This window comes from Glutamicibacter nicotianae (assembly GCF_006539525.1).
Classification (GTDB): domain Bacteria; phylum Actinomycetota; class Actinomycetes; order Actinomycetales; family Micrococcaceae; genus Glutamicibacter; species Glutamicibacter nicotianae.
Window position 1 is genome coordinate 392,862 of sequence record NZ_BJNE01000001.1, and the last position, 12,020, is coordinate 404,881.

13 protein-coding genes are annotated in these 12,020 nt (G+C 61.7%); 2 read left to right on the top strand and 11 right to left on the bottom strand.

Annotation, left to right across the window (positions count from 1 at the left end; translation table 11 throughout):
• Positions 1–6: 6 nt before the first annotated feature.
• The 4 genes from trmD to rpsP form a co-directional block, all read right to left on the bottom strand.
• Complete coding sequence (trmD, locus tag ANI01nite_RS01815; RefSeq protein WP_141355522.1) at positions 7–831, bottom strand: tRNA (guanosine(37)-N1)-methyltransferase TrmD; 825 nt, start codon at positions 829–831, stop codon at positions 7–9.
• 3 nt (positions 832–834) lie between these two features.
• Complete coding sequence (gene rimM, locus ANI01nite_RS01820; RefSeq protein WP_084083780.1) at positions 835–1,377, bottom strand: ribosome maturation factor RimM; 543 nt, start codon at positions 1,375–1,377, stop codon at positions 835–837.
• A 154-nt stretch (positions 1,378–1,531) separates the two neighbouring features.
• Positions 1,532–1,774 (bottom strand): RNA-binding protein, encoded by a 243-nt coding sequence (locus ANI01nite_RS01825; RefSeq protein ID WP_038991490.1) that lies wholly within the window; start codon positions 1,772–1,774, stop codon positions 1,532–1,534.
• Between the two features lie 2 nt (positions 1,775–1,776).
• On the bottom strand, positions 1,777–2,187 hold the full coding sequence (rpsP, locus tag ANI01nite_RS01830; protein ID WP_038991489.1) for a 30S ribosomal protein S16: 411 nt from the start codon (positions 2,185–2,187) through the stop codon (positions 1,777–1,779).
• Positions 2,188–2,437: 250 nt separating this feature from the next.
• On the opposite strand from rpsP, the gene ANI01nite_RS01835 reads away from it, so the two are divergent.
• Positions 2,438–3,067 carry a LysE family translocator gene (locus tag ANI01nite_RS01835; protein ID WP_073706331.1) on the top strand — a complete coding sequence of 210 codons (630 nt, stop codon included), beginning with the start codon at positions 2,438–2,440 and terminating at the stop codon, positions 3,065–3,067.
• 47 nt (positions 3,068–3,114) lie between these two features.
• Here the strand turns inward: ANI01nite_RS01835 and ANI01nite_RS01840 are convergent, their stop codons facing one another.
• The 3 genes from ANI01nite_RS01840 to ANI01nite_RS01850 form a co-directional block, all read right to left on the bottom strand.
• Positions 3,115–4,842, bottom strand: a complete 1,728-nt coding sequence (locus ANI01nite_RS01840; RefSeq protein ID WP_141355524.1) for an HNH endonuclease signature motif containing protein — start codon at positions 4,840–4,842, stop codon at positions 3,115–3,117.
• A 64-nt stretch (positions 4,843–4,906) separates the two neighbouring features.
• Complete coding sequence (locus tag ANI01nite_RS01845) at positions 4,907–5,962, bottom strand: FecCD family ABC transporter permease (protein WP_141355526.1); 1,056 nt, start codon at positions 5,960–5,962, stop codon at positions 4,907–4,909.
• A complete protein-coding gene (locus tag ANI01nite_RS01850; protein ID WP_255314337.1) occupies positions 5,959–7,068 on the bottom strand; it encodes a FecCD family ABC transporter permease in 1,110 nt (369 codons plus the stop codon). The genes ANI01nite_RS01845 and ANI01nite_RS01850 overlap by 4 nt, the downstream gene beginning before the upstream one ends.
• 90 nt (positions 7,069–7,158) lie before the next feature.
• Between ANI01nite_RS01850 and ANI01nite_RS01855 the strand changes: the two genes are divergently transcribed.
• The gene (locus ANI01nite_RS01855) at positions 7,159–8,166 is read left to right on the top strand and encodes an ABC transporter substrate-binding protein (RefSeq protein WP_141355528.1); all 1,008 of its coding nucleotides are present in this window, start codon (positions 7,159–7,161) and stop codon (positions 8,164–8,166) included.
• 120 nt (positions 8,167–8,286) lie between these two features.
• Here ANI01nite_RS01855 and ANI01nite_RS16935 read toward each other — a convergent pair whose 3' ends face one another.
• The 4 genes from ANI01nite_RS16935 to ANI01nite_RS01870 all read right to left on the bottom strand — a co-directional run bounded on the left by ANI01nite_RS16935 (position 8,287) and on the right by ANI01nite_RS01870 (position 12,020).
• Positions 8,287–8,415 carry a hypothetical protein gene (locus ANI01nite_RS16935; RefSeq protein WP_255209554.1) on the bottom strand — a complete coding sequence of 43 codons (129 nt, stop codon included), beginning with the start codon at positions 8,413–8,415 and terminating at the stop codon, positions 8,287–8,289.
• A gap of 178 nt (positions 8,416–8,593) precedes the next feature.
• A complete protein-coding gene (locus tag ANI01nite_RS01860) occupies positions 8,594–9,424 on the bottom strand; it encodes an enoyl-CoA hydratase/isomerase family protein (protein ID WP_141355530.1) in 831 nt (276 codons plus the stop codon).
• A complete protein-coding gene (locus ANI01nite_RS01865; protein WP_141355532.1) occupies positions 9,421–10,614 on the bottom strand; it encodes a CaiB/BaiF CoA transferase family protein in 1,194 nt (397 codons plus the stop codon). The genes ANI01nite_RS01860 and ANI01nite_RS01865 overlap by 4 nt, the downstream gene beginning before the upstream one ends.
• Positions 10,615–10,631: 17 nt before the next feature.
• Positions 10,632–12,020, bottom strand: coding sequence for an SLC13 family permease (locus ANI01nite_RS01870; protein ID WP_141355534.1), 1,389 nt, complete (start codon positions 12,018–12,020; stop codon positions 10,632–10,634).

Here is a 12,020-nt window from a genome sequence, read left to right on the forward strand (position 1 = left end):
CCCCTCTTAGCCGTTCCCAGTGCCGGCGCCGGTGGCCCAGTCCAGTTCGGCCTTGGGGGTAATGGCACCGTCAACGAGCGCAAATCCGTTGTGCCACAGGGCATCGCGGTCTTTCCGGTTCAGGCTCTCGGGATCCAGCTGCATGATCAGATCGGGGCGGCGCGCAGCGGTGCGCTTGATCTGCTCATCTCGGCGGAACCGTCCCACACGCTGGTGGTTGCCGCCGAGCAGCACCTCCGGGACATCGCGGCCTCGCCAGGATGCCGGCTTGGTGTAGACCGGGTATTCCAGCAGGACATCCGAGTGGGATTCTTCGACCAGGGATTCAGGGTTGCCGATCACCCCGGGGATCAGCCGGGCGATGGCTTCGACCATCACCATCACAGCGACCTCTCCCCCGTTGAGCACGTAATCGCCGATGGATACCGGGATGACGTTGAAGTTCTCGTGCGCATACTCGATGACGCGCTCGTCGATGCCCTCATAGCGGCCGCAGGCGAAGACCAGGTGCTCTTCTTCGGCAAAGTCGTAGGCCATTTGCTGGTTGAAGACAGTGCCTGCAGGCGACGGGACGATCAACGTCGGCTTGGGACCGGCAGCGTCGGCTGGGCGCACCGAGTCAAGTGCCTGACCCCACGGCTCGGGCATCATCACCATGCCGGCTCCACCACCGTAGGGGGTATCGTCGACCTTTCGGTGCTTGTCGGTGGTGAAGTCGCGCAGGTTGGTGACATTCAGATCCAGGATGCCGTCTTGCGCGGCGCGTCCGATCAGCGACAGCGAGAGCGGCTGCAGGTACTCAGGGAAAATCGAGATGACGTCCAGACGCATGGCTTACTTTGTTCCCTCTTCTTCGCTGCCTTCTTCATCGCTGTTCAAGGTCAGCAGTCCTGCCGGCGGGGTGATGACCACGATGCCGGCTTCCGGATCGATCTCCGGCACGAACTCGTCGACGAACGGCAGGTAGATTTCCTCGCCGTCAGCGTCTTCGAAGACCAGCAGATCCTGGGCTGGATTGGTGCGCAGTGCGGTGATGACGCCGACCTGCTCGCCATCGAGCATGACCTTCAGATCCAGCAATTCGTGCTCGTACCATTCGTCCGAGTCGTCTTCCGGCTCGTCCGAGACCTCGATTTCCAGGCGTGCGCCACGCAGGGTTTCCGCCTGGTTGCGGTCGGCAATTTCCTTGAAGGCGAGCAGCAGGATGGTCTTGTTCCAGCGGGCGTTCTTGATGGTCAGGGTTTTGACCGGGCCGTCGACGACGATGAATTCTTCGCCAGCGGTGAAGCGCTCTTCCGGGTTGTCGGTCATGACCTGGACGGTGACTTCACCACGGATGCCGTGGGGCTTGCCGATGCGGGCAACCTGCAATCGCATAGTCTGCTGCTCTTTCTGCACTAAGTTCCGTGGCGTGCGCCGGGAGACTGGTTTGGAAATTCTAGGGTAAACACGAAAAGGAGTTCCCGTCACTTCTCAGGACGGAAACTCCTTTCGTTTCGAAGCCAACTTACAAGTCAGACTTCTAAGTTGTTCAGCCTCGGCGACGGTCGGTGTCGATTACATCGACACGTACCGGCTCCTTGGCCAACGCTGCCATCACGGTGCGCAGTGCTCGCGCGGTGCGTCCCTGGCGTCCGATCACACGACCGAGATCCTCAGGATTCACACGAACTTCGAGCAGGTCGCCGCGGCGGGTTGACTTCAAGGCAACCTTGACGTCTTCCGGTTCCTCGACAACCCCGCGTACCAGATGGTCTAGCGCGTCAACGAGCACTGTTACTCAGCCTCGGTAGCTTCGGCCTCTGCCTCTTCAGCAGCTGGCTTCTCAGCCTTCTTGGTGATTGCCTCTGGGAGGATCACGGAACCCTTTTCAGGAGCAACGAATGCTGGCTTAGGCTCGGCAACCTTGTAGGTGCCTTCCTGGCCATCGATGCCCTTGAACTTCTGCCAGTCACCGGTGACCTTCAGCAGTGCGTGTACCTGCTCGGTTGGCTGTGCGCCAACGGACAGCCAGTACTGTGCACGATCCGAATCGATCTCGATAACCGATGGGTTCTCGGTTGGGTGGTACTTGCCGATCTCCTCGATGGCACGGCCATCGCGCTTGGCGCGCGAGTCCATGACGACAACGCGGTAGAAAGGTGCGCGCATCTTGCCGAAGCGCTTCAGACGAATCTTTACGGCCACTTTTGTGGTCTCCTGTTTCTCAACATGGTCGAATCCAATTTTTGGCACCTGTGGGGCAGGCCTTACTGGTTGGACTCTAAAAGGACAGGATTCGTAGCGGAGAGAGGGGCCACTGCGAATCGAGTACCCTGCAATTATGCCAGAGAGCAGGCTGGCTGGCCAACTCCATCTGGCGCAACGTGTCGGGCAATGATCATGAGCTTGCTCACCCCGGAGGCCATGCTGATTTGCAGCTCGTAGTATTTATTCTATGACCGTCACTTCCGCTTTGCTGGCCTTCAGCGCCGTTGCCGCCTTGATGACCCTGATTCCGGGTGTCGATACTGCGTTGATCCTTCGTTCGGCGATCACCCGTGGGCGCGGCGAGGCCATGCTGGCCGGGCTGGGGATTTGCACTGGTGTCTTCGTCTGGGGCGTGGCCGCGGCCGCCGGAGCATCGGCCATTCTGGCCGCGTCGGCGCTGGCGTACCAGATCCTCACTTACGCCGGCGCTGCCTACCTGGTCTTCCTGGGCGGGCAGATGATCTACCGGAGCCTGCGCAAGAAGCAGCTGCCGAGCACCGAAATCCCGGTGCCGCAAAGCGGCATTCGAACCTACCTGACCGGCCTGGTCACCAACGTGCTGAACCCGAAGATCGGCGTTTTCTATATCGCGGCCATCCCACAATTCACCCCTGCCGGCAGCAATGCCCTGCTCATGGGCGTCGGCCTGTCCGCCGTGCATGTTGCCCTCACCCTGATGTGGGCCGCCATTCTGGTATTCGGAGTACGGATCGCTGGACGCTGGCTGAGCTCAGCCAAGGCGGTGTCCTGGATGGATCGGATCACCGGGACGGTACTGATCGGTTTCGGGCTGAAGGTCGCGCTCTCGCGGCCGTAACCTCGTGCACCAGCCGCCGTGGCGGCGCAGCTGGGCATTCGGCGTGCTCAGGCAGCTACCGGGACACAGTTTCTTCGCGGCATTTGCAGCGGATCCAGGTGCTTGGGCAGCAGGATGTGCGCCAGTCCCCCGACCGTAACCACGGAGAGCAACCCGGCATGGACGGCATGGTGGTGCCGCCGGCACAGGCAGCTGCCGTTGCGCGTCGAGGTGCATCCGCCTCGCTCCCACCAATTGTCGTGGTGGTATTCGATCATTTCCGGTGGTGCGCTGCATCCCGGGACAATGCATCCACGGTCTCGGGCGAAGATCGCCCGTTTCATCGCTTCCGTGAAGAAGCGTTCCTTGCGCCCCACATCCAGCGGCTGGCCATCGGGCCCGAACACCACCCGGTAGATCTCGCCCTGGCAGATCAGCTGGGCGGTATCCACGGAATCGAGTTTCAACCCATGATCTGTGGTGGCTCCCAGCTTGCCTGGATCACCCAGATCCTGCAGGTCGTTCAATTGGATGTGGATGCCGATCCTTGGCGTGATGCCCTTGGCTGGCGACCCTGTCGAACGCTGCTTCAGCGCGGCCAATAGTGCATTGAGCCGACGCTGAGGCACGGGCACGTCCCCATCGCCAAGCAAGGCGGAATCCTTAGAGCCATTAGTGCCATCAGTGCCTTGAGCATCTTGGGTGCCTGGCTGCCACTCGGAGGACCTGGACTCTGCGTCCTCCTGGTACTCAGACTCGCAGTGCTCTTCGTGTTCTTCGTGTTCTTCTTGTTCTGCTTGGGCCCACGGTGGCGGAGGTTCGCTGCTGCTGAACAAGTCGTCGCTGGCTGGCTCGTCCGCGGCGTTAGCCTGTTGGCGTGGCGCCGCGTCTGGGGCGGCTCCGGCCGCACGGGCGGCCTTGCCTGCGGTGGTGCGCGGATTGTCCGCCTGGGCCAGGGTGGAGCGGAATTCCTCGCGCTGGGTTCCGCCGATCAGCAGCTCGTACTTGTCGCAGTCCCCGACGGTGCCCCGCGGATAGATGCCCGGTTGCGGAGTCCGTGTCTGCGTGCGGGCCTTGCGTTCGGCGCTCAGCATGGCCGACAGCTTGGTTTCGCGGGTGGCGCGATCGGGTTCCTGCAGCAGCTCGGCGGCTTGTTCTTCGAGCAGCTGGCCCTGGGCATTGCAGGCGGTGGGTTGCAGCGGCTGGCCCTGGAAGCTGGTGTCTGCCGGCTCGAACTTGTCAAGGGCGCGGGCCGCGCGGGCCACCATCCGCGGATCCAATGCAGGAGCCTCGGCGTAGAGCTTGGCCAGTTGCGCGAAGCGCGGTGCGGCGGTGCTGCCATCCATCAGCCGGCGGGCGATGAGCAGGTGGGCGTCGCTGACCCGATGCTGCCCTTCGTGGGCGTTGATTCCCAGCCACCCGGCCAGGAAGTCGCCGGTGTTCTGGTAGTGGGCGCGTCCCGAATGCTGGCGGGCTGGCCGGGCCAAATTGACTGTTGAATCCGCGACGGCCGCCAGCTCATCGTCTTCCAGCAGGTGGGCACCGGTTGATTCGAGGTGGATGGCGCTGCGCAGCTGCTCGCGCAGGGCGTAGCGGTAGAGCAGTTCAACCAGCCGGGCATAGGCGGCCGCCACCCGCGGGTCATCGCTCTCGCGCAGGGCTTCAGAAAGCTTGGCCAGCAGCGCGAGGCAGGACGCCATCAGCTCCAGGAGCACGCCGGCCGCTTGGCGCGGCAGGGCCCCGGTGATGGCTTCGCGCAGGATCTGCGTCGCTGCGGCTAGCTGGTGAATTCCCATGCACCGATCATCGCCCCGGCCCATTGCGCTGGCCGGGCCGATGCCGCGAAATGTGGATAAGCGGTTATCCGCGCTGGCGGATCTTGGACTGGCGGATCACCAGGAAGATCAGGTACGGGGCGCCAATCACCGCGGTGGCCACCCCGGCGGGCAGGATCACCGGGAAGGCGCGGGCCGCGAGCAGGTCGGCCAGCAGCACGAAGATCGCCCCGATCAGCGCCGCATGCGGCACCGGCGGGATGGTGCCGCGGGCCACCAGCCGGGCGGCGTGCCCGCTGGCCAGCGCGACGAAGGCCAGCGGCCCGGCGATCACGGTCGCGGCGATGGCCAGCAGCGAGGCGATGCCCAGCATCAGCACCCGGTCGCGGCCCAGGTGCATGCCCAGGGCGCGGGAGGTGTCCGAATCCAGGGCCAGCACCTCGCGCTGGTTGCGCAGCAGCGCCGCGGCCACCAGTCCCAGCACGATTACCGCCGGGGCGATGGCGAGGTCGGCCCAGGAGATCGCGTTGATCGTCCCGGCCAGCCAGGTCAGCGCCTGCTGCGCGTTGTAGATCTCGCCCAGGGTGAGCATCCACGAGGTCAGCGCCGCGCACAGCCCGGAGAACCCCAGTCCGACCAGCACCAGCCGGTTGCTTTCCAGCGAACTGCGCCAGACCAGCGCGAAAACCAGTGCGGAGACCAGCAGTCCGCCGACGGTGGCGGCGACCGGCAGCCCGTAGAGCACCAGCAGTTCGGATCGGCCGGCGGTGTGCGCGCTGATCGCCAGCACACAGACCGCGCCCAGGGCCGCGCCGTTGGTCACCCCGAGGATGTCGGGGCTGGCCAGCGGGTTGCGCGCCACGTTCTGGGTCAGCGCCCCGGCCACGCCGAACCCGGCTCCGGCCAGCACCGCGGCCACGCTGCGCGGCAGGCGGAATTCGAGGATCGCCAGTTCGGTGCGCGCATCCGGGGCCGCGCCGAAGAGCGTGGCCAGCACATCGCCGATGGCGATCGGGGTGCCGCCGATGGCCAGGTGCAGGCAGAAGGCGGCGAAGGCCACGGCCAGCAGCAGCAGCCCGGTAGCCGCCGCGCGCCGGGCGCGCAGCACTTGGGCTGGCTTGGGAATCGCCCGAGTGCTCATACGGACACCGCCTTGCGCCGGCGGGCCACGTAGATGAAGAAGGGTGCGCCGAGCAGCGCGATGACCACGCCCACCGGCAGTTCCCCGGGCCGCGCGAGCATCCGGCCGAGCACATCGGCCACGCACAGCAGCAGCGCCCCGCACAGCGCGGAGCCGGGGATCACCCAGCGGTAGTCGGCGCCGAAGATGCGCCGGGCAATGTGCGGCACCAGCAGGCCGAGGAAGGCGATCGGCCCGGCCAGGGTGACCGCCAGCCCGGACAGCGCCACGATCGCGGCCAATCCCAGGCCGCGGGCGTGCAGGGCGGTGATCCCGAGGCTGCGTGCCGAATCCTCGCCCAGGGTCAGCGCGTTCAGCCCGCGGGCATTGGCCAGCGCCAGCACGGTGCCGGCGATCAGCAGCGGCCACAGCGACAGGAAGGACTCGTAGCCCTGGACCACGGAGCCGACCTGCCAGAAGCGCAGGGTTTCCAGCGCGGCCTCGCTGAGCAGCACGATCGCCGAGACCACCCCGGCGCACAGCGCGGTGACCGCGGCACCGACCAGCAGCAGGGTGATCGGCGATCCGCCGCGCCCGTCGATGCGCCCGATGCCGAAGACTACCAGGGCCGCGAGCAGCGCCCCGCCCAGCGCCAGCAGCGCCTGGGTCCATGCCGGCTGCGGGCCAGTGAAGGCGGCCACCGAGACGATGGCCAGGGCCGCACCCTGGTTGATGCCCAGCAGGCCGGGTTCGGCGATCGGGTTGCGGGTGTGCCCCTGGATCAGCGTGCCGGCCATGCCCAAAGCGGCGCCGGCGGCCAGTGCGGTGACGGTGCGCGGCCAGCGGATCTCCCGGATGGCGATGTCGCTGACCTGCCCGTCGGGTGCCAGCAGTGCGTGGCGCAGCTCGGCGAAGCTGGAGGTGGTGCTGCCGATCCACAGGCTGAGCCCGATGGCGGCGCCCACCGCGGCGGCCAGGACCAGCAGTGAGCTGATGCGCGGTGTGGTGCGGTTGATGGTCGGTGGCCTTTCTCGGGCCGCGAGGTGCGCGGCGGGTGCGAACGGGGGTTGCGATCGATTATGTCGCAGGATGTTGACCGGTGCGGCCGGAATCGTGCTACTGTTCATCTCGCGCACTGAGCTTACCCTTACCTAAATGGGGCTGGCAAAAATACATCATGCGTCATTTAGTAAATCGTCTTCACGGAAAGCACTCGCATGCATACTCCCCGCATCCTCGCACTGACCGCGGCCTTGGCGGCGGCCTCGCTGGCCCTGTCCTCCTGCGCAAGCTCGGCGCCGAGCACCGAACCGGCCGAAACCGCCGCCACCGCGCAGGCCGATGCCAGCTTCCCTGCGAGCATCAAGCATTTCCGCGGCACCACCGAATTGGCGCAGCGCCCGCTGCGCGTGGCCGCGCTGGATCCTTCCTATGTGGATGCAACCATGCTGCTGGGCGCCGAGCTGGTGGCCTACACCGAGTACCGCCAGGGCGACAATCCCTTCCCGGAGTACCTCGGCGACATCTCGGATTTGACCGATGAGGCAGTGAACGTCGGCACCATCGCCGAACCGGATTTGGAGAAGCTGCTGGCCACCGCGCCGGATGTGATCATCTCCGCCGACGTGCGCCAGGGCGCCATGTACGACCAGCTGAACAAGATCGCCCCGACCATCTTCTCCGAGTCCACCGGTCCGACCTGGAAGGAGAATGTGGTGCTGCTGGGCGAGGCCCTGGGCAAGAAGGAGCAGGCCGAGCAGGCCGTCGCCGACTACGAGGCCCGTGCTGCCGCGGTGGGTAAGGAAATCCTGGCGAAGAAGCCTGAAACCACCTATTCGCTGGTGCGCTTCGCCGGCGAGGACACCGCCCGCCTGTACGCCACCGATTCGTTCATCGGCGAGATCATGGTCGACATGGGCATCCCGCGCCCGAAGGACGCGCCGGACACCACCGAGTCGATTTTTGTTCCGCTCTCGCCGGAAGAAATCCTGAAGGCCGACGCCGAAGTGATCTTCCAGTCCACCTGGGCGCCGGAAGGTGCCGAGGGTGACGCATCGCGCGCCCAGGAGAAGAAGTTCACCTCCAACCCGCTGTGGGAGAAGCTGGAGGGCGAGGTCATGCCGGTTGACGACTCGATCTTCCTCTCCTCGGTTTCGCTGCAGGGCGCCGGTGAGGTCATCACCCAGGTGGCCGAGCACTTCGAGGTCGACCCGCAGCTGCCATAGCGGCCGCGAGCAGCTCCAACCATTAAAAAGAATCGAGTCCCTGCCCGGCGTCATTCGCCGTAGGCAGGGACTCGATGCTGTTAACTAGCGGCCCCGAAAGGTGCCGCGCTCAATCAGTGGTTATCTGGCGGCCTTGCGCACCGGATCGACAGCGCTCTCCGCGTGCTTCAGCCGCTTCTCAGCGCGCTTCTCCTTGATGCTCTTGCCTGGTTTTTTCGCTTCGCCCTTGCGCGGGGATTTGCTCGACATGACGTGCCGTCCTTTACCGGAGACGCACTGCGCCTCCAACAAATGCGGGGAGAGTACCCCATGACCACGACCATAGGAAGTTTCGCCCAGAAGGGCAAGGGATACTGCCAACTGGGCGATTCTTCCCATGATTCCGGCGCACTAAGCTATCACGACAGTTCAAGCATGCTTGCACTACTCACGAACGTAGATCCGCTCGGTCTAGCCTCCATGAGAAAACCGGCTTTTGCCCTGCCAAAAATGAGGCTCTTCCATGTGCTAAATCTTCATGAGTTTGGAACTCAGCCCACAGTTCTGCCCATCGCTGGTCAATGTCATCCGCTTGCATCTGATCGATGAGATGACCCATACTCGTCACCGCGAACTGCGAAAGGGAAGCAACTGTCTTGCAATACTCCCGCGCTTCGACTTCAAACAGGTTTGCTTCCATCAGCTCACTAACCAGCCCCCAGGCTGCGGCCTTTCTGGGCGAAACTTCGATGCCCGAGTAGAGCAGGAATTTTGCACGGTCGGCACCTATCCGTTCCACTAAGCGCTCTAGGCCCGGACGAGGATAAAGTATTCCAAGTTTTGCCGGAGTGATGGCAATACGGCAATCGTCGGCAGCTAATAGAATGTCGCAGGCCGCAGCGATTTGCCAAGCACCTCCCATGCAAACTCCGCGAACCAGAGCGATCGTAGGCTTACGCACTGACCTGATTGCAGAATCCGCACGTGACAAATAATCTATCGTTTCACCGTTGCCCACCTCTGCGAAGAGCACGTGCTCCAGGTCATTGAGCGCAGCCCCGGCCGAGAAATCTTGGCCTTCACCGCGGAGAACTATCACTGTGGTCTGCGGATCACGATCGAGATCGAGAATGAGTTTTTCAAGCTCGATGCACATCGCTTGGTCGAGTGCGTTCCTTTTCTTCGGATTCGAGATTTGCAGTGTGGATACTCCCGAATCGCGAAAAACTCTAATTCGGCCAGTTGCTTTGACAGTCTTCACAACTTCTGAATTCATCATCGCTGTTTGTCCGTTTCTTTTCGGCCAGCTGCAACCAGCATGTTCCTCACGATTCCCATTTCATGAAGGATCTCGTCAGTGTGCTCACCCAAGTCGGGTGCAGCCATACGCACCATGGTTGGCTGACCATCCATACTTAGCGGGTTGCGAACCAAGGGTATGCTGCTGCCATCCGAACGTCGGGCGACTTGGGTGATTCCCAAGGCCTGAGCCTGTTCTGACTCAAATGCCTGCTTGTAATCATTAATTGGCCCGCTCGGGATACCCGCCGCTCTAAAGGCCGCAATCCATTTTTCGGCGGGCTTGGCCGACAAGGCTTCGGTGATGGCTCTATCCAAAGCGTCACGGTTCGTGGTCCGTGCAGCGCTGGTAGCAAATCTTTCGTCCTGAACCCACTCCACGCGTTGCAGAATCTCGGCAAAGGCTAGCCAATGCTTGTCAGTAGAGACCGCCACGACCAACGAATCGGTCTCCGTTTCAAAAGCACCATAAGGAGCGATCGACGGATGGCTATTGCCTTGTGCTACAGGTGCTTCACCCAATGAAATCGCCTGTTGCCCTTGAAACACGGATAGGGCCAGTGCCGATTCGAACAGTGATGTAGATACCTTCTCGGTGGCAACACCACGCGTCTTGCCAAGTAAGGCAGTCACCACGCCGTAGGCTGCATTCATGCCTGAAACGATATCGACAATTGGTAGGCCTACACGATATCCAGATCCACCGGACGGGCCAGTAACTGAAGTCAATCCACTGGCTGCCTGAATCACTTGGTCTAGACCTGGCAAGTTGTGCAACGGTCCGCTTTGCCCGTAGGCGTTGATCGATACGTGGAGAAGGCCTGGATTAAGCTCAGACAATTTAGCAGGACCGAAACCCATTGCTTCGAGAGTTCCGAACTTGAAATTTTCCACTAGGACGTCGGCATGCGTTATTAAAAGTTCGAGTTTCTCTCTGCCTTCTTCGCTGTAAAAGTCAATTGACATCGAGCGCTTGTTACGATTCACCGAGTCGTAGTACAGGCTTCGCCCGTCGGAATCAAAAGGTGGCCAGTTCCGCGAGGGATCACCTCCAGTGCAGCTCTCAACCTTTATAACATTGGCTCCGAAATCTGCAAGCATCGTAGTGCAATACGGTCCAGCCAATGCGCGGCTGAGGTCTATTACAGTAAAACCTTCTAATGGCAACATGTGGTTCTCCTTAATTGCTAAAACATTGTCGGAATGACGAGAGCACCAATAAGTCCGATCGGCCCGACCACGACCATGGACATCCCCCAACGGGTCAGAAGCTTGCTCATTCGGGGGCGTTCATCCACGTCAACCGTCGCTACCAGCGTTGCTCCGACGGTGGAGAACGGAGACACATCAACGATTGAGGAACAGACACCCAGCGCGGCGATCACCGCCCACCCGGTTATGTCTCCATTGGCTACTAAAGGGATCGCGAGAGGGACCAACGCAGCAAGCATGCCGGTAGTCGACGCGAAGGCCGAAATCAAACCACCAATGAAGCAAATGAATAGAGCGGCGAGAAGCGGAGTGCCAACCTGGCTAGCAGCATGCCCAAGAAGGTCGACCGCACCCATTTCTTGCAAAACACCAACGAAGGTAATGATGCCGCCGACCATCAGCACCGTCGACCAATCAATCTTGGAAACAGCACCCTTTCCGGTCGCTGGGTCTACCAGCGTCATGACACTTGCAAAGACAAAGCAAAGAACCCCAATATCCGGATCCTGACCAATGAGAGAAAGTGAGACCACGCTAGCAACTAGGCCCATCATGCAGAGAATCGTAGTCTTCTGAACCAGGGTGAATGGGGCTAGCGACGAGGAAGTAGCGATGGGTGCCTCATTGATGCGCACCTTGATCTTTTCCGCTACTAAACCACTACGCGTGGCAAATCCCTGACGTTCAAAAGGGTGCTCTGGCATACCAGAGGACCGCGCGAAATTCGGCTTGTGATTCGAGCCGAATGCACCCGTTCGCTTTGAACGGAGAAGCTTTGGCCCACCAAACATGAAGAATGCCGCGATCAACAGGATAAAGTTAGCAACCAACGCAACGCCGAAAAGAACGAGCGGATTCAGTTCAATATCCACCGCATGCGCGGTTCCGTACGTGACAATTCCGAACAGGCTCGTGGGCGCGAATCCACCAGCACTCAGGCCACAGCCTATGGCAAGCCCCATCAGCATGCGATCTATCCCATACTTCTTTGCCAGGGGCATGCCGATGGGCGTCATCACCAAGCCGGCCAATGGGGACCCCATTGCAGCAATACCGGCGGTCAATGCAAAAAATACGAACGGAAGCAAGACTGCGCGATCACCCACTCGCAATACTGCACGCTCAATTATTTGGTCTACGGTTCCGTTAACTTGCGCAATGGCGAAGAAGTAGGTGACACCAACAAGCAGAACCAGAATTGAGACGGGGAATCCAGAAATCACGTCCTTGAGCGCCATATTTGCCAGCCAGATTCCAACTCCAGCTGCAGCTGCAAACATAATGACACCTAGATGCACTTTTCTCAGCGTCGCTACTGCAAAGACTAAAACGAACAATACGAGTGCGATGACTTGCGTTGTCAT